Source organism: Streptomyces sp. NPDC087270, assembly GCF_044744625.1.
In the GTDB taxonomy this organism is placed as follows: domain Bacteria; phylum Actinomycetota; class Actinomycetes; order Streptomycetales; family Streptomycetaceae; genus Actinacidiphila.
In genome coordinates this window covers 137,330-153,876 of sequence record NZ_JBIUYR010000015.1, presented here as the reverse complement: position 1 = coordinate 153,876, position 16,547 = coordinate 137,330, and the positions used below count along the sequence as shown (strand labels likewise).

Sequence of the window (16,547 nt, the reverse complement as noted above, 5' to 3'; positions counted from 1 at the left end):
GCGGCGGAGAGGGAGAGTTTCTGTGACCACCCGACGTATCCGGTCCGCCCGGGCCACCCGTGCCGCACGGTCCCGTGGCCTGTGCGCGGTGGCCGGCGGTGCCGTGCTGCTGCTCGCGCTCTCCGCCTGCTCCTCGTCGTCCTCCTCGGACAAGTCGACGTCCTCCGAGAAGCCCTCGTCCGGCGCGTCGGCCACCGGCGCGCAGAAGAAGGTCTCCGGCACCGTGGTGGTGTTCGCGGCGGCCTCGCTGAAGGAGACCTTCACGGCGCTCGGCAAGGACTTCCAGCAGGCGTACCCCGGCACGAAGGTCGTCTTCAGCTTCGGCGGCAGCGACCAGCTCGCGGCGAGCATCACCGGCGGCGCGCCGGCCGACGTGTTCGCGGCGGCCAGCCCGGCCACCATGAAGACCGTCACCGACAAGGGGGACGCGGCCGGCACGCCCGCCGACTTCGTCCGCAACCAGCTGGAGATCGCCACCCTGCCGGGCAACCCGAAGCAGATCCGCACCCTGAAGGACCTCACCAAGTCCGGCCTGTCGGTCGTGCTGTGCGCCAAGACCGTGCCGTGCGGCGCCGCCGCGCAGAAGGCGCTGAGCGCCAGCGGCCTCAAGCTCACCCCGAAGTCGTACGAGCAGGACGTGAAGTCCGCGCTGACGAAGGTGGAGCTGAAGGAGGCCGACGCGGCGGTGGTCTACCAGACCGACGTCAACAGCGCGGGCAGCAAGGTGCAGGGCGTGAACTTCCCGGAGTCCGCGAAGGCGATCAACGAGTACCCGATCGCGCCGCTGAAGGACGCGCCGAACCCTGACGGCGCGGCGGCGTTCATCGCCCTGGTGAAGTCCGCCGAGGGCCAGAAGGTGCTCACCCAGGCGGGCTTCCTCAACCCGTGAGCCCCGCGGTGAAGAACGCGGGCGCCACGGCGCCGGGACGGCTGTCCCGGCCGCGGCGCCCGCGCGGCGGGGGCGGCGCCGTCCCGCTGCCCCTGCTGCTGCCCGCCGTGGTCGGCCTGGCGTTCCTGCTGGTGCCGCTGCTGGCGCTGCTGGTGCGGGCCCCTTGGCGGGGCATGCCCGACCTGCTGACCAGCTCCGCGGTGTGGCAGGCGCTACGGCTGTCGCTGGAGACGGCGACTTTGGCGACGGCCGTGGCGCTGGTGCTCGGGGTGCCGCTGGCCTGGCTGCTGGCCAGGACCCGCTTCCCCGGCCGCCGGCTGGTACGGGCCCTGGTGACGCTGCCGTTGGTGCTCCCGCCGGTGGTCGGCGGGGTGGCGCTGCTGCTGGCGCTCGGCCGCAACGGGATCGTCGGCAAGTGGCTCGACTCGTGGTTCGGGATCACCCTGCCGTTCACCACGGCCGGGGTGGTGGTCGCGGAGGCGTTCGTGGCGATGCCGTTCCTCGTGATCAGCGTGGAGGGCACCCTGCGGGCCGCCGACAGCCGGTACGAGGAGGCCGCGGCGACGCTGGGCGCGTCCCGCTTCACCGCCTTCCGCCGGGTCACGCTGCCGATGATCGCGCCCGGGGTGGCGGCCGGCGCGGTGCTCGCCTGGGCGCGCGCGCTCGGCGAGTTCGGGGCAACGATCACCTTCGCCGGCAGCTTCCCCGGCCGCACCCAGACCATGCCGCTGTCGGTCTACCTCGCGCTGCAGGACGACCCGGACGCGGCCGTCGCGCTGAGCCTGGTGCTGCTCGCGGTCTCCATCACGGTCCTCGCCGGCCTGCGCGACCGCTGGACGGGGGCGAGCGCGGTATGAGCGCGGGCGAGGGCGGTGCGGGGGCGGGCGAGGGCGGTACGGGCACGGGTGCCGCGGACGGACCCGGTACGGGCGAGCGCGGTACGGGGGCGGGCGAACGCGGTACGGGCGGGGGCGGCCCGGAGACCGGTCTCGACGCCCGTCTCGTGGTGGACCGCGGGACCTTCCGGCTCGACGTGGAGCTGTCCGCGGCCCCCGGCGAGGTGCTGGCGCTGCTCGGCCCGAACGGCGCCGGCAAGACCACGTCGCTGCGCGCCCTGGCCGGGCTGACCGAGCTGACCCGGGGGCATCTGCGGCTGGACGGCCGGGTGCTGGAGCAGCCCGAGCGGCGGGTGCGGGTCGCGCCCGAGCGCCGCCCGGTCGGCGTGATCTTCCAGGACTACCTGCTCTTCCCGCACCTGAGCGCCCTGGACAACGTGGCGTTCGGGCCGCGCTGCCACGGCGCCACCCGGTCCGAGGCGCGCGCGCTCGCCGCCGGCCTGCTGGACCGGATGGGCCTGGCCGACCACGCGCACGTCAAGCCGCGCCGGCTGTCCGGCGGCCAGGCCCAGCGGGTCGCGCTGGCCCGGGCGCTGGCCACCGCCCCGCGGCTGCTGCTGCTCGACGAGCCGCTGGCCGCCCTGGACGCCGGCGCCCGGCTGGACGTACGCGCCGAACTGCGCCGGCACCTGGCCGCGTTCGAGGCGGTCGCGGTGCTGGTCACGCATGACCCGCTGGACGCGATGGTGCTCGCCGACCGGCTGGTGGTGGTCGAGCACGGCACCGTGGTGCAGCAGGGCACGCCCGCCGAGATCGCCCGCCACCCGCGCACGGACTACATCGCCCGGCTGGTCGGCCTGAACCTGTACCGGGGCGAGGCGGACGGCCATCTGGTCCGGGTCGGCCCGCGGTTCACGCTGACCGGCACCGAGGAGCTGACCGGACCGGCGTTCGTGGCGTTCCCGCCCAGCGCGGTCACCCTGCACCGGCAGCGCCCCGACAGCTCCGCGCGCAACGCCTGGCGGGCCCGGATCACCGGCATGGAGTCGCACGGCGCGCAGTTCCGGATCGCGCTGGCCGGCGCGGAGGACGCCCTGCCGCTGGCCGCGGACCTGACCGCGCCCGCGGTCGCCGAACTCGACCTGCGCGAGGGCGCGGAGGTGTGGGCGTCGGTGAAGGCCGCCCAGACGCACGCCTATCCGGCCTGACCGCGCCCGCGCCGCAGAGGTCCGAACCATGTTCACGTCGGTGACCAGCGATTGAGTCCGTGACCGCCCAACGGGCCTGCCGGATCAGCCAATTGACTTTCGTTCAGCCCCTTGACTGCACTGTCGTCACCGCGCGATCCTCCCGTACCACGGACAGGAAAGTTTCCTTACCCCGCACCGCTACCCGCACCCGCACCCCCACCCCCACCCCCCCCCACCGCGGACCGAGGAGCCCCCCATGCGCGACAGCGTCCCGCACCGCACTCCCCCGCCGGCCGGCGGCCGGAAACGCTTCCGGCGCGCCATGATCCTGGTCGCCGCGGCAGCCGCGCTCGGCACCGCGGTCGCCGCGCTGCCCGGTACCGGCACCGCCTCAGCCTCCACCACGGCCTCCGCCGCCGCGCGGGCCGCCGCGCACGCCGCCCCCGCCGTGGCCGCCGCGCCGACCACCTTCACCCACCCCGGCGTGATGGTCAGCCTGCCCCAACTCGACTACATCAAGGGCAAGGTGCAGGCGAACGCCGAGCCGTGGAAGGACGCGTACGACCAGATGATCGGGAGTTCGTACGCCTCTCTGTCCCGCACCCCCAAGCCGCGCGCCAACGTGGAGTGCGGGTCGTACTCCAACCCCAACTACGGCTGCACGGACGAGCGGCAGGACGCGATCGCCGCGTACACCGACGCGCTGGCCTGGTACATCACCGGCAACAGCGCCTACGCGCAGAAGTCCATCGACCTGATGAACGCCTGGGCGTCGACCATCACCGAGCACACCAACAGCAACGCCCCGCTGCAGACCGGCTGGGCGGGCTCGGTGTGGCCGCGCGCCGCGGAGATCATCCGCTACACGTACGACGGCTGGTCCTCGTCGGACATCGCCAGGTTCTCCGACATGCTGCGCGACGTCTACCTGCCCGAGGTGATCAACGGCTCCAACAGCAACGGCAACTGGGAGCTGACGATGATGGAGGCCGCGGTCGGCATCTCCATCTTCCTGAACGACTCGTCCGACTACGACAAGGCGATCGCGCGCTACCTCAACCGGGTGCCGGCGTACATCTACCTGTCCTCGGACGGATCGCTGCCCAAGACCGTGCCGGGCAGCGGGCTGAACACCTCCGCGCAGATCATCAGTTACTGGCAGGGCCAGTCGACCTTCGTCGACGGTCTGACCCAGGAGACCTGCCGCGACTTCACCCACACCGGGTACGGCATCGCGTCCATCTCCGACATCGCCGAGACCGCGGCGATCCAGGGCCAGGACCTCTACCCCCAGGTCGGCGAGCGACTGCGGCAGGCGCTCGGCTTCCAGTCGAAGTACGAACTGGGCACCACGCCGCCGTCCTGGCTGTGCGGCGGACAGCTCAACCTCGGGCTCGGACCGGTCACCGAGGTCGGCTTCAACGCCCTCCACAACCGGATGGGCATCGCGATGACCAACACCCAGACCCTCACCGAGTCCCGCCGCCCCGCAGGCACGAACGACCTCTTCGTCGCCTGGGAGACCCTGACGAACGCCGACAACCCGGCGGTGGTGCCGGGCGGGTGAACGGCAACCCGCCGTCGCGGCCGAGGTCTCGTTCCCGGCTGACACCGGCGGTGGCTGGTCGCGCGGTTCCCCGCGCCCCTTGGTTCGTGCGGCTCCTCCGTGGAAGGAGCGTCACCCCGCCAAGGGGCGCGGCCGGCGCGGTGTCCGTTTCGTTCAAGACCCGCCTCGGGGGCGGCGCCTAGCGTGGATGGCATGAACGCACACATCACGCCCCGCCTTGACCTCGTCTCGCTCACCGTCGCCGACATGGCCGCATCGCTGGCGTTCTACCGCCGGCTCGGGCTGGAGTTGCCGGACGACGCCGACGGGCAGCCGCATGTGGAGGTGGTGCTGCCCGGGGGGTTGCGGGTGGCGTGGGACACCGTGGAGACGGTGCGCTCGTTCGACCCGGGGTGGACGCCGGCGGTCGGCGCGCGGGTGGCACTCGCCTTCGACTGCGGGAGTCCCGAAGGGGTGGACGCCTGCTACGGCGAGCTGACGGACGCGGGTCACGAGGGCCACCTCAAGCCGTGGGACGCCTTCTGGGGCCAGCGGTACGCCGTCGTCCACGACCCGGACGGCAACACGGTGGAGCTGTTCGCGGCGCTGCCCTCGGTCGCCACGGGCGCTACCTCCTGACCAGTTCGCCCAGCGGCACGCCGGCCAGCGCGCGCACCTCGCGGGAGAGGTGCGGCTGGTCGGCGTAGCCGGCTTCCGCGGCCACGTCGGCGAAGGGCGTGCCCGCGCGGGCGAGTTCCAGCGCCCGCTGGAGGCGGAGGATGCGCGCCAGCGTCTTCGGCCCGTACCCGAACGCGGCCTCGCAGCGGCGCCGCAACTGCCGCTCCCCCAGGCCGGTCCGGCCGGCCACCTCCGCGACCGTGCGCCCTGCCGCCAGCGCCCCGGCCACCCGGCGCGGCAGCGGGTCGGCCGGGCCCACCTCGCGGGTGCGGCGGGAGACCCACTGCTCCAGCACCGCCACCGGATCGTCCCCGGCGCGCTCGGCCAGCTGCCGGGCCCGCGCCCCGGGCCACAGGTCCGCCAGCGGCACCCGCAGGTCCCGCATCTCGCGCGCGGGCACGCCCAGCAGCCCCGGGCCCGCACCCGGCGCGAAGCGCAGTCCGGCGTAGGCGGCGCCCGGCCGGTCGTGCGCGGCGTGGGCCGCGGTGTCGGGGCCGGCGACCAGGAGGGTGCCGTCGTGCCAGATCAGGTCCATGCAGCCGTCGGGCAGCACGCGGTACTCACCGCCGCCGTCCGTCCGCGACCACACGGTGACCCCGCCGACCGGGTGCGCCCACTCGCTGTACACCCCTCCATTGTCGCCCGGCCGCGCCGGTCACCCGGCGGGCGGCCCGCCGTCGCCCCGGGGACGCGGGTACCGGGGGTTCACCGGCGGAAGGGGCGGCATGGGCGGCGGGGGCGGCGGCACGCGCGGAGCGGGCGGGGCCGCGGACAGGGACTGCGGGGCCGGCGGGGCCACGGGCGGCGGCGCCTCGCTCGGATAGTCGCGGGCGTCGGGCGCCGGCGGGCGGCGGCGCGGGGTGGCGCCGGGGCGGCTGGGCCGCAGCCGGGCCCGGATGTCCAGGTGCGGATGGAAGTCGGCCCAGCGCTCCGGGTACTCCGCCGGCGGCAACTGCGCCTCGCGCTCTTCCTCCTCTTCGGTGCTCGGCGCCGCGTGCCGGGCCCGGCGGGCGGCCGCGCGGGCCACCACGGCCTCCGCGGCGGCCTCCCGCAGCCGGGCGTTCTCCTCGCGGGCCGCGGAGGTGGCGACCGAGGGCCACACCCGGTCCACGGCGGCGTTGACCGCCGCGCCGACCAGGACCGCGAACGCGGACACACCTATCCACAACAGCACCGCGACGGGCGCGGCCAGCGAGCCGTAGATCGTGTGCCCCTCGACGGCGTGGGTGAGGTAGATCCGCAGCACGAAGCTGCCGAGCACCCACATCAGCAGGGCCACCAGCGCGCCGGGCACGTCCTCGTACCAGGGCGATCTGACCGGCACCGAGACGTGGTACAGCGTGGTGAGGAACGCGATCGAGGCGAACAGCGCGGCCGGCCAGTACAGGATGTGCTCGGTCGCGCTGCCCCCGGGCAGGTACCGGGTCAGCGTGCCGGGCCCGACCACGACCAGTGGCAGCACGGCCGCGCCGACCAGCAGCGCGGCCACGTACAGCAGCAGGGACATCAGCCGGGTGCGGACGATGCCGCGGCGGCCCTCCAGGCCGTACATGATGGTGATGGTGTCGACGAAGACGTTGACGGCGCGGGAGCCCGACCACAGGGCGATCAGGAAGCCGATGGAGATCAGGTCCGGCCGGCGGCCGTGGAAGACGTCGTCCACCAGCGGCTTGACCAGCTGGTTGACGCCCTTGTCGGAGAGCACCGTCGAGGACGCCTTGAGGATGTTGTGCCGGATGTGGTCGATCGTGTCGAGGCCGACCACGGTGTCGACGTAGCCGAGCGCGCCGACCAGCCCGAGCAGCAGCGGCGGCAGCGACAGCAGCACGAAGAAGGCCGCCTCGGCGGCGAGTCCGGTGACGCGGTACTCCATGCAGGAGTCCACCGTGTCCTTGAGCAGCAGCCAGGCCATCCGGCGTTTGGAGACATTCCGGTACAGCGCGCGGGCCCTTCGCCACCGACCCGGACGCCGATGGCTTCTTTCGTCTGCTGCTTGCACCCCCTTACGTTAGCTGGCATGACTGCCCCCACTCACACGGTCACGAACCAGGTGCCGCCCCTGGTCGGCCATGACGTGTACAGCACCGACCGCGCGCTCGCCGAAGGTGTGGCGCGGCACGCGGACCCGGTGCGGCTGGCGGAGATCACCGACGAGTTGAGCGACCTCGGCAAGGCCGCGGGTTCCGCTCAGGCGCAGCGGTGGGGCGAGGAGGCGAACACCTGCACCCCAGTGCTGCGCACCCACGACCGGTACGGCAACCGGATCGACGAGGTGGACTTCCATCCGGCCTGGCACCGGCTGCTGGGCCACGCGGTCTCCTCGGGCCTGACCGACGCCTGGTCGCGGCCCCAGGGCCATCTGCGGCGGGCCGCGGGCTTCATGGTGTGGACGCAGGCCGAGGCCGGGCACGGCTGCCCGGTGTCGATGACGCACGCCGCGGTGCCCGCGCTGCGCGCCGACCCGGAGCTGGCCGCCGAGTGGGAGCCGCGGCTCGGCTCGCACGTCTACGACCACCGGCTGGTCGCCCCCGGGCAGAAGCCGGGCGCGCTGTTCGGGATGGGCATGACCGAGAAGCAGGGCGGCTCCGACGTCCGCTCGAACACCACCACCGCGCAGCCGCTCGCGGAGGACGGCAGTTACACCCTCACCGGCCACAAGTGGTTCTGCTCGGCGCCGATGTCGGACGGCTTCCTGGTGCTGGCGCAGGTGCCGGCTCCGGACCGGGACCAGGACCGGCTGACCTGCTTCCTGGTGCCGCGGGTGCTGGCCGACGGCACCCGCAACGTCTTCGCGATCCAGCGGCTGAAGGACAAGCTCGGCAACCGCTCCAACGCCTCCTCCGAGGTGGAGTTCGCCGGCACCTGGGCACGCCGGGTCGGCGAGGAGGGCCGCGGGATCGCCACGATCATCGAGATGGTGGCCGCCACCCGGCTGGACTGCGCGCTGGGTTCGGCCGCGCTGATGCGGCAGGCGGTCGCGCAGGCGGTGCACCACGCCACCTACCGCAGCGCGTTCGGCGGACCGCTGATCGACAAGCCGCTGATGCGCAACGTCCTGGCCGACCTGGCGCTGGAGTCGGAGGCGGCCACCACCGCGGTGCTGCGGCTGGCGGCGGCGTACGACGCGGACACCCCGCGCGAACGCGCGCTGCGCCGGCTCGCGGTGGCGGTCACCAAGTTCTGGGTCACCAAGCGGTGCCCGTCGGTGGCCGTCGAGGCGCTGGAGTGCCTGGGCGGCAACGGCTACGTGGAGGAGTCCGGCATGCCGCGGATCTTCCGGGAGTCGCCGCTGAACTCGGTGTGGGAGGGCTCCGGGAACGTGCAGGCGCTCGACGTGCTGCGGGTGCTCCAGCGCGAGCCGCAGGCGGTGGACGCCTTCCTCGCGGAGATCGGGCTCGCGCACGGCGCGGACCACCGGCTGGACGCCGCGGTGAAGGACCTGCTCTCCGACCTCGCCGACCTGGAGGGCATCGAGGCGCGGGCCCGGCGGGTCGTGGAGCGGATGGCCCTGGTCTTCCAGGGCTCGCTGCTGGTGCGGTTCGCGCCCGCGCCGGTGGCCGACGCGTTCTGCGCGTCGCGGCTGGGCCGGGACTGGGGCGCGACGTTCGGCACGCTGCCGCGCTCGGTCGATCTGGCGGCGCTGGTGGACCGGGCCAGGCCGGTGGAGGGGTGAGGGCGACCGGGGAGCCGCCCGGGGAGCAGGGACCCCCGCGACGGCGCCTGCGGAGCAAGGGAGGGCACCCGCGAAGCGAGGGCACCCGCGAGGACACCCGGGCGGGCGGGCGCCGGTCCGGGCGGTGGGGGTGGCACCGCGCCGACTCGGCACCACCCCCAGTACACGGCCCGTACCCGACGGGGCTCCACCGACCGCGAGTTGGACCTGTGCAGGGTCGGTGACGTGCCGTCACTGTCGGTCGAATTCGCGTAGGCTCGCAACCGTTGCAGAAGGTTGCACGCGGCCCCGGTGCGCCCCGGTGGCCGCGGCTACGCGGGCGCACCGACCACCGGAACACGGCAACGGGGCTGAGCGGGGGCGAGATGGCACACCTTCGGATCGGTGCGGTGCGGTCGGCCGGCACCGGCGAGCGGACCTCGGAGCGCCTGCTGGCGTCGGCACGGGAGGCCGCCCTGGCCGGTCAGGCGCCGTGCACGGCGCCGCGCACGGTGATCGGCGAGTCGTGGACGCGGATGCTGCGGCTGGGCGTGGACCCCGACACCGGAGAGCCCGACCGCATCCTGAGCACCGACGACGTCGAGCAGCGCCGGCGGTCCACCCCGCTCGCGGACATCCTGCCGAGCCTGCGCGACGGCCTGGTGTCGGTCGCGAACGCGGACCGGCACATCATGGTGGTCACCGACGCCGAGGGCCGGGTGCTGTGGCGCGACGGCAACCTCGCGCTCAGCAAGAGCGCCGACCGGCTGGGCTTCGCCGAGGGCGCGTCCTGGGCCGAGGGCTCGGTGGGCACCAACGCGATCGGCACCGCGCTGGTCACCCGTACCCCGTTGCAAGTGCACTCGGCCGAGCACTTCGTCCGCACCCTCCACCACTGGACCTGCGCGGCCGCGCCGCTGCACGACCCGCGCGACGGCCGGCTGCTGGGCGTGGTGGACGTGAGCGGTCCCGCCACCCGGGCCCATCCCAGCACGCTGGCGCTGGTGTCGGCGGTCGCCCGGGTCGCGGAGGGCGAACTGCGGGCGCGGCACTGGGAGGCGGTGGAGCGGCTGCGGTCGGTGGCGGCGCCGCTGCTGACCCGGATCTCCGGGCAGGCGCTGGCCGTGGACCGGAACGGGTGGACGGCGGCGGTGACCGGGATGGCCGGCCCGGACCGGGTCACGCTGCCCGCGGAGGTACGGCCCGGGCAGGCGTGGCTGCCGGCGCTGGGGCTGTGCGAGCTGGACCCGCTGCCGGGCGGCTGGCTGATCCGGGTGAGCGCGCGGGAGCGGCCGGTGGCCGGGAACCGCGTGGTGCTCGACGTGAGCGGGGCGCAGGGCAGCGAGGTGACCGTGCACGGCCCGGCCGGCGGCTGGACGCAGCAGCTCAGCCCGCGCCATGCCGAGCTGCTGTTCGTGCTGGCGCTGCACCCGGGCGGGCGCAGCGCGGCGCAGCTCGCCGCGGACCTCTTCGGCGACCCGAGCCGTACGGTGACCGTCCGCGCGGAGATGTCGCGGCTGCGCCGCACCCTCGCGGGCGTGCTGGCGCACCGGCCGTATCGTTTCGCCGACGGGGTGCGCGTGGAGGTGCTGCGGCCGGTCCACGAGGCGGAGCTGCTCCCCCACTCGCTGGCCCCGGCGGTGCTCGCGGAACGGGGGTGAGCGGTCCGCGAGGCAAGCGGTGCCCACTATTCGGGATGAAGTGGTCCACATCGTGGATGTCGGTGGACTGGCCGAATACCTGCGTGCCACGCTTTCGTCATGTCACGCACTGGAATCGCCTTGGTAGGTCGGCCGCACGTCGACTTCTGCCGCGTGTCCAGCGCCATCTGTCCGGCGGGCTGAGCACCTAGCGGCGCGTACCGCGCCGACCCCGCCGTCCCCGCCGTCGTGGATGCGCGAGAGCCGCCTGCCGTGATCGGGTGAGCCGTGATGCCCTGCGCCCGCGCAGGCCCCGGGTCAGCCCGTGCCGCATGCCGCCCCGCGCCGCACCGACCCGTATACACGCCTGCCCGAAGGACGCATCGCCATGGCTTCCAGCCCCGACTCCCCCCAGCCCCCGGCCGGGAGCGCCGCTCCGAACGCCGCCGCCCGCCGCAGGACCGGACGGCACCGCGGTGAAGGCCAGTGGGCGATGGGCCACTTCACGCCGCTGAACGCCAACGAGCAGTCCAAGAAGGACGACGACGGTCTCAACGTACGGACCCGGATCGAGACGATCTACGCGCACCGCGGCTTCGACTCGATCGACGGTTCCGACCTGCGCGGGCGGATGCGCTGGTGGGGCCTGTACACGCAGCGCCGGCCCGGGATCGACGGCGGCCGCACCGCCGTGCTGGAGCCGGAGGAGCTGGACGACAGCTTCTTCATGATGCGGGTGCGGATCGACGGCGGCCGGCTGACCGTGGCCCAACTGCGGGTGATCGGCGAGATCTCGCAGGAGTTCGCCCGCGGCACCGCCGACCTCACCGACCGGCAGAACATCCAGTACCACTGGATCAGGATCGAGGACGTGCCGGAGATCTGGCGCCGGCTGGAGGCCGTGGGCCTGTCCACCACCGAGGCGTGCGGCGACGTGCCGCGGGTCATCCTCGGCTCCCCCGTCGCGGGCATCGCCGAGGACGAGATCATCGACGGCACCCCCGCGATCGACGAGATCCACGAGCGGTACATCGGCACCAAGGAGTTCTCCAACCTGCCGCGCAAGTTCAAGACCGCGATCTCCGGCTCCCCGCTGCTCGACGTGGTGCACGAGATCAACGACATCGCGTTCGTCGGCGTGGACCACCCCGAGCACGGCCCCGGCTTCGACCTGTGGGTCGGCGGCGGGCTGTCCACCAACCCCAAGCTGGGCGTGCGGCTCGGCGCGTGGGTGCCGCTGGGCGAGGTGCCCGACGTGTGGGCCGGGGTGATCGGCATCTTCCGCGACTACGGCTACCGGCGGCTGCGCGGCCGCGCCCGGCTGAAGTTCCTCGTCGCGGACTGGGGCGCGGAGAAGTTCCGCCAGGTGCTCCAGGACGAGTACCTCAAGCGGCCGCTGCTGGACGGCCCCGGGCCCGAGCAGCCGGCGCAGGTGTGGCGCGACCACATCGGCGTGCACCGGCAGAAGGACGGCCGGTACTACGTCGGCTTCGCGCCGCGGGTCGGCCGGGTCGACGGCGCCACCCTGACGAAGATCGCCGAACTCGCCGGCGCGCACGGCTCGGACCGGCTGCGCACCACCACCGACCAGAAGCTGATCGTGCTGGACGTCGAGGAGGACCAGGTCGCGTCGCTGACCGCCGGGCTCGAAGCGCTCGACCTCCAGGTCGCACCCTCGCCCTTCCGGCGCGGCACCATGGCCTGCACCGGCATCGAGTTCTGCAAGCTGGCGATCGTGGAGACGAAGGCGCGCGGCGCCTCGCTGATCGACGAACTCGAGCGGCGGCTGCCGGACTTCGACGAGCCGATCGCGATCAACATCAACGGCTGCCCCAACTCCTGCGCCCGTATCCAGACCGCGGACATCGGGCTCAAGGGCCAGCTCGTCACCGACGCCGACGGCAACCAGGTCGAGGGCTACCAGGTGCACCTCGGCGGCGGCCTCGGCCTCGACCCGGGCTTCGGCCGCAAGGTCCGCGGCCTGAAGGTCACCGCCACCGAACTGCCCGACTACGTCGAGCGCGTGCTGGGCCGCTTCCAGGCCGGGCGCACCGACGGCGAGCGCTTCGCCCAGTGGGCGGCCAGAGCGTCGGAGGAGGAGCTGTCGTGACGGAGCGAGCCGCGCCGTTCTACTGCCCCTACTGCGGCGACGAGGACCTGCGCCCCTCGGAACAGGGGCACGGCTCGTGGGAATGCCGGGCCTGCAACCGCGCATTCCAGTTGAAGTTCCTCGGCCTGCTCGCCGAGGGCTTCAAGGGACCTTCCCCGCACGGCTCTTCCGACGGAGGCGCACCGTGACCACCGCACCGCACACCGCGCAGGACCTGGAGCGGCTGGCCGAACAGGCCGGCCGCGACCTGGAGGAGGCGTCCGCACTCGACGTGCTGCGCTGGGCCGCCGACACCTTCGGCCGCCGCTTCTGCGTCACCTCCTCGATGGAGGACGCCGTCGTCGCGCACCTGGCCTCGCGCGCCATGCCCGGCGTGGACGTCGTCTTCCTCGACACCGGCTACCACTTCCCGGAGACCATCGGCACCCGGGACGCCGTGGACGCCGTCATGGACGTGAACGTGATCACGCTCACCCCGGCGCAGACCGTCGCCGAGCAGGACGCGCAGTACGGCGCGAAGCTGCACGACCGCGACCCCGACCTGTGCTGCGCGCTGCGCAAGGTCGCCCCCCTGGAGGCGGGCCTGCGCGGCTACGACGCGTGGGCCACCGGGCTGCGCCGCGACGAGTCCCCGACCCGCGCGGGCACCCCGGTGGTCGGTTGGGACGCCAAGCGCCGAAAGGTGAAGATCGCCCCGATCGCCCGATGGACACAGGAAGACGTGGAAACATACGTCGCTCAGCACGGGGTTCTCACCAACCCGCTGCTGATGGACGGCTATGCCTCGGTGGGCTGCGCCCCCTGCACCCGCCGGGTGCTGGAGGGCGAGGACGCCAGGTCGGGCCGGTGGGCCGGGCTCGGCAAGACCGAGTGCGGCATCCACCTGTGAACACACCGGTGAACGCTGTGCGCACGCCCCCGGACGCGGCTGCCCGCAGCCGCACCGGGCCGACGGCCACCGGGCCGACGACCACCGGGCCGACGTCCAGCGGGCCCACGACCATCGAGCCTGAGACGACCGAACCGACGACCACCGAGTCGACGAACCAGGAGGACCGGATGAGCGGCGGAGCCACGGTATGGCTCACCGGGCTGCCCAGCGCGGGCAAGACGACCATCGCCACCGCGTTGGCGGAGCAGCTGCGCGCCGAGGGCCGGCGGGTCGAGGTGCTGGACGGCGACGAGATCCGCGAATTCCTCTCCGCCGGGCTCGGCTTCACCCGCGAGGACCGGCACACCAACGTGCAGCGGATCGGCTTCGTCGCCGAACTGCTCGCCTCACACGGCGTGTTGGTGCTGGTCCCGGTGATCGCGCCCTACTCCGACAGCCGCGAGGCGGTCCGCAAGCGGCACCAGAGCCGCGGCACCGACTACGTCGAGGTGCACATCGCCACCCCCGTGGACGTCTGCGCGGTGCGCGACGTCAAGGGGCTGTACGCCAAGCAGGCCGCGGGCGAGCTGACCGGGCTCACCGGGGTCGACGACCCGTACGAGGTACCGCAGCACCCCGATCTGCGCATCGAGACCCAGGGCAGCAGCGTCGCGCAGTCGGCGGCCGCCGTGTACGCGTACCTCGGGGACAGCGGCCGCATCGCGAGCGAAAGAGGTAGGGCATGACGACGACCGTCGCGCAGAGCGGGGCGACCGCCAGTCCGTACGCGCTCACGCACCTGGACGCGCTGGAGTCGGAGGCGGTGCACATCTTCCGCGAGGTCGCGGGCGAGTTCGAGCGGCCGGTGATCCTCTTCTCCGGCGGCAAGGACTCGATCGTGATGCTGCACCTGGCGCTGAAGGCGTTCGCGCCGGCCGCGGTGCCGTTCTCGCTGCTGCACGTCGACACCGGCCACAACTTCCCCGAGGTGCTGGAGTACCGGGACCGTACGGTCGCCGAGCACACCTTGCGGCTGCACGTCGCGAAGGTGCAGGACTACATCGACGACGGGCGGCTGCGCGAGCGCCCGGACGGCACCCGCAACCCGCTGCAGACCGTGCCGCTCACCGAGGCGATCCAGCAGCACCGCTTCGACGCGGTGTTCGGCGGCGGCCGGCGCGACGAGGAGAAGGCGCGCGCCAAGGAGCGGGTCTTCTCGCTGCGCGACGAGTTCTCCCAGTGGGACCCGCGCCGCCAGCGCCCCGAGCTGTGGTCGCTCTACAACGGCCGGCACGCCCCCGGCGAGCACGTGCGGGTCTTCCCGCTCTCCAACTGGACCGAGCTGGACGTGTGGCAGTACATCGCCCGGGAGCACATCGCGCTGCCGGAGATCTACTTCGCGCACCGGCGGGAGGTCTTCAACCGGGCCGGCATGTGGCTGACCGCGGGCGACTGGGGCGGCCCGAAGGCCGACGAGCCGGTGCAGACCCGGCTGGTGCGCTACCGCACCGTCGGCGACATGTCCTGCACCGGCGCGGTCGACTCCGACGCCACCACACTCGAAGCGGTGATCACCGAGATCGCCGCCTCCCGGCTCACCGAGCGGGGCGCCACCCGCGCCGACGACAAGATGTCCGAGGCCGCGATGGAAGACCGCAAGCGCGAGGGGTACTTCTAGCCATGACCGGCACCACGAGCCCGATCACCGCCGAGCAGCTGTCGGCCACCACCCTGCTGCGCTTCGCCACCGCCGGCTCCGTCGACGACGGCAAGTCCACGCTGGTCGGGCGGCTGCTGCACGACTCCAAGTCGGTGCTCACCGACCAGTTGGAGGCAGTGCAGCGGGCGTCCCTGGTGCGCGGGCAGCAGGCCCCCGACCTGGCGCTGCTCACCGACGGACTGCGCGCCGAGCGCGAGCAGGGCATCACCATCGACGTCGCCTACCGCTACTTCGCCACCGCCCGGCGGCGGTTCATCCTCGCCGACACCCCCGGGCACGTGCAGTACACCCGCAACATGGTCACCGGCGCGTCCACCGCCGAACTGGCCGTGGTGCTGGTGGACGCCCGCAACGGCGTGGTCGAGCAGACCCGCCGGCACGCCGCGGTCGCCGCGCTGCTGCGGGTGCCGCACGTGGTGCTGGCGGTCAACAAGATGGACCTGGTCGACTACGCCGAGCCGGTGTTCGCCGCGATCGCCGAGGAGTTCACCGCGTACGCGGCCTCGCTCGGCGTGCCGGACGTCGCCGCCATCCCGATCTCCGCGCTCACCGGGGACAACGTGGTGGAGCCGTCGGCGAACATGGACTGGTACGGCGGCCCGACGGTGCTGGAGCACCTGGAGACCGTCCGGGTCGGCCACGACCTGACCGGCTGCCCGCCGCGCTTCCCGGTGCAGTACGTGATCCGGCCGCAGACCGCCGAGCACCCCGACTACCGCGGCTACGCCGGGCAGATCGCCTCCGGGCTGCTGCGGGTCGGCGACCCGGTGACGGTGCTGCCCTCGGGCCGTACCACCACGATCGCCGGGATCGACGCGCTCGGCACCGCGGTGGACACCGCGTGGGCCCCGCAGTCGGTGACCGTGCTGCTCACCGACGACGTGGACGTCTCCCGCGGCGATCTGATCGCGCCGACCGCCCACGCGCCGGCCGTCACCCAGGACATCACCGCCACCGCGTGCCACCTGCACGAGCGGCCGCTGCGGGTCGGCGAGCGGGTGCTGCTCAAGCACGCCACCCGCACGGTGAAGGCGATCGTGAAGGAACTGCCGTACCGGATCGACCTGTCGCACGGCCTCGCCCACGAGGAGAACCCGGCGGCGCTGGAGGTCAACGACATCGGCGCGGTGGTGCTGCGCACCGCGGAGCCGCTGCCGGTGGACGCCTACGCCGAGTCGCGGCTGACCGGGTCGTTCCTGCTCATCGACCCCGCCGACGGCGCCACGCTGACGGCCGGCATGGCGGGCGAGCCGTTCGCCGCCCGCCCCCAGGCCCCGGCCGCCGACGACGACGGATGGGACTTCTGACGGTGTCGGATCTGGCTCAGGAAGCCTTCTCGGGCTTCGCGAAGGAAGGCGGGCGGGTCGGCAGCGGCCGGCTCGGCGCCGGGACGGGCGGGGTCGCACGATGTGCGG

16 protein-coding genes are annotated in these 16,547 nt (G+C 73.6%); 14 read left to right on the top strand and 2 right to left on the bottom strand.

The window, feature by feature from the left end; genetic code table 11:
• Nucleotides 1–37 precede the first annotated feature (37 nt).
• The 5 genes from modA to ACIPAE_RS27480 all read left to right on the top strand — a co-directional run bounded on the left by modA (nucleotide 38) and on the right by ACIPAE_RS27480 (nucleotide 5,100).
• Nucleotides 38–889: a molybdate ABC transporter substrate-binding protein gene (gene modA / locus ACIPAE_RS27500; protein WP_402448781.1), complete on the top strand. Its 852-nt coding sequence runs from the start codon at nucleotides 38–40 to the stop codon at nucleotides 887–889.
• Nucleotides 886–1,746 (top strand): ABC transporter permease, encoded by an 861-nt coding sequence (locus tag ACIPAE_RS27495; RefSeq protein WP_402448652.1) that lies wholly within the window; start codon nucleotides 886–888, stop codon nucleotides 1,744–1,746. Before modA ends, ACIPAE_RS27495 begins: the two co-directional genes overlap by 4 nt.
• Entirely contained in the window at nucleotides 1,743–2,933 is a 1,191-nt protein-coding gene (locus ACIPAE_RS27490; RefSeq protein ID WP_402448651.1) for an ABC transporter ATP-binding protein, read from the top strand. Before ACIPAE_RS27495 ends, ACIPAE_RS27490 begins: the two co-directional genes overlap by 4 nt.
• 304 nt (nucleotides 2,934–3,237) lie before the next feature.
• Nucleotides 3,238–4,482: an alginate lyase family protein gene (locus ACIPAE_RS27485; RefSeq protein ID WP_402448779.1), complete on the top strand. Its 1,245-nt coding sequence runs from the start codon at nucleotides 3,238–3,240 to the stop codon at nucleotides 4,480–4,482.
• Nucleotides 4,483–4,674: 192 nt separating this feature from the next.
• The gene (locus ACIPAE_RS27480) at nucleotides 4,675–5,100 is read left to right on the top strand and encodes a VOC family protein (protein WP_402448649.1); all 426 of its coding nucleotides are present in this window, start codon (nucleotides 4,675–4,677) and stop codon (nucleotides 5,098–5,100) included.
• Here ACIPAE_RS27480 and ACIPAE_RS27475 read toward each other — a convergent pair.
• Entirely contained in the window at nucleotides 5,090–5,767 is a 678-nt protein-coding gene (locus tag ACIPAE_RS27475) for a helix-turn-helix domain-containing protein (RefSeq protein WP_402448647.1), read from the bottom strand. The genes ACIPAE_RS27480 and ACIPAE_RS27475 overlap by 11 nt on opposite strands.
• 27 nt (nucleotides 5,768–5,794) lie before the next feature.
• A complete protein-coding gene (locus ACIPAE_RS27470; RefSeq protein ID WP_402448645.1) occupies nucleotides 5,795–7,138 on the bottom strand; it encodes a YihY/virulence factor BrkB family protein in 1,344 nt (447 codons plus the stop codon).
• Between the two features lie 18 nt (nucleotides 7,139–7,156).
• Between ACIPAE_RS27470 and ACIPAE_RS27465 the strand changes: the two genes are divergently transcribed.
• From ACIPAE_RS27465 to ACIPAE_RS27425, 9 genes are all read left to right on the top strand, one after another.
• Nucleotides 7,157–8,812, top strand: coding sequence for an acyl-CoA dehydrogenase family protein (locus ACIPAE_RS27465; RefSeq protein WP_402448642.1), 1,656 nt, complete (start codon nucleotides 7,157–7,159; stop codon nucleotides 8,810–8,812).
• A 365-nt stretch (nucleotides 8,813–9,177) separates the two neighbouring features.
• Nucleotides 9,178–10,452 (top strand): GAF domain-containing protein, encoded by a 1,275-nt coding sequence (locus ACIPAE_RS27460; RefSeq protein ID WP_402448640.1) that lies wholly within the window; start codon nucleotides 9,178–9,180, stop codon nucleotides 10,450–10,452.
• Nucleotides 10,453–10,551: 99 nt separating this feature from the next.
• The gene (locus ACIPAE_RS27455) at nucleotides 10,552–10,635 is read left to right on the top strand and encodes a putative leader peptide (protein ID WP_322899662.1); all 84 of its coding nucleotides are present in this window, start codon (nucleotides 10,552–10,554) and stop codon (nucleotides 10,633–10,635) included.
• A gap of 184 nt (nucleotides 10,636–10,819) precedes the next feature.
• Nucleotides 10,820–12,541, top strand: a complete 1,722-nt coding sequence (locus tag ACIPAE_RS27450; RefSeq protein ID WP_402448638.1) for a nitrite/sulfite reductase — start codon at nucleotides 10,820–10,822, stop codon at nucleotides 12,539–12,541.
• Entirely contained in the window at nucleotides 12,538–12,729 is a 192-nt protein-coding gene (locus tag ACIPAE_RS27445) for a hypothetical protein (protein ID WP_329363779.1), read from the top strand. Before ACIPAE_RS27450 ends, ACIPAE_RS27445 begins: the two co-directional genes overlap by 4 nt.
• Complete coding sequence (locus ACIPAE_RS27440; RefSeq protein WP_366413876.1) at nucleotides 12,726–13,430, top strand: phosphoadenylyl-sulfate reductase; 705 nt, start codon at nucleotides 12,726–12,728, stop codon at nucleotides 13,428–13,430. The genes ACIPAE_RS27445 and ACIPAE_RS27440 overlap by 4 nt, the downstream gene beginning before the upstream one ends.
• Before the next feature lie 17 nt (nucleotides 13,431–13,447).
• Nucleotides 13,448–14,158, top strand: coding sequence for an adenylyl-sulfate kinase (cysC, locus tag ACIPAE_RS27435; RefSeq protein WP_402448777.1), 711 nt, complete (start codon nucleotides 13,448–13,450; stop codon nucleotides 14,156–14,158).
• The gene (gene cysD / locus ACIPAE_RS27430) at nucleotides 14,155–15,090 is read left to right on the top strand and encodes a sulfate adenylyltransferase subunit CysD (RefSeq protein WP_329363783.1); all 936 of its coding nucleotides are present in this window, start codon (nucleotides 14,155–14,157) and stop codon (nucleotides 15,088–15,090) included. The genes cysC and cysD overlap by 4 nt, the downstream gene beginning before the upstream one ends.
• 2 nt (nucleotides 15,091–15,092) lie before the next feature.
• The gene (locus ACIPAE_RS27425) at nucleotides 15,093–16,439 is read left to right on the top strand and encodes a GTP-binding protein (RefSeq protein ID WP_328470513.1); all 1,347 of its coding nucleotides are present in this window, start codon (nucleotides 15,093–15,095) and stop codon (nucleotides 16,437–16,439) included.
• The last annotated feature ends 108 nt before the right edge of the window (nucleotides 16,440–16,547 follow it).